The sequence below is a fragment of the Terriglobus sp. ADX1 genome, assembly GCF_036877645.1.
GTDB lineage: Bacteria > Acidobacteriota > Terriglobia > Terriglobales > Acidobacteriaceae > Terriglobus.
Genome location: NZ_JAEDXV010000080.1, coordinates 1 through 255, shown reverse-complemented (window position 1 = coordinate 255; position 255 = coordinate 1). Strand labels below are relative to the sequence as shown.

Genomic DNA, 255 nt, shown 5'->3' with positions numbered 1-255 from the left:
GGCGGGTCAGCAGCAGGCCATCCCTGACAGCCCTCGTCCCAACGTCATTCCGCAGGCCGCTGGCGTCACCCCCGGTAAGGGCATCACGACCAGCACCAGCACCGACGACGGCGGCAACGGCGGCGTCGTTCCCACATCGTCGCTCCCCGGTGCTCAGCAAAAGAATGAAATTCCCGAAGCTGATCAGCCGGCTCCAGACCTCAAGGCTGAACTCGGCCCCGGCGGCCGCGTCCAGACGCTGAACGTCGGCGTCAA

1 pseudogene is annotated in these 255 nt (G+C 66.7%); it reads left to right on the top strand.

Annotated features, from left to right (window positions below):
- A pseudogene (locus JAO32_RS19770) lies at nucleotides 1–255 on the top strand (VWA domain-containing protein); the annotation flags it as partial.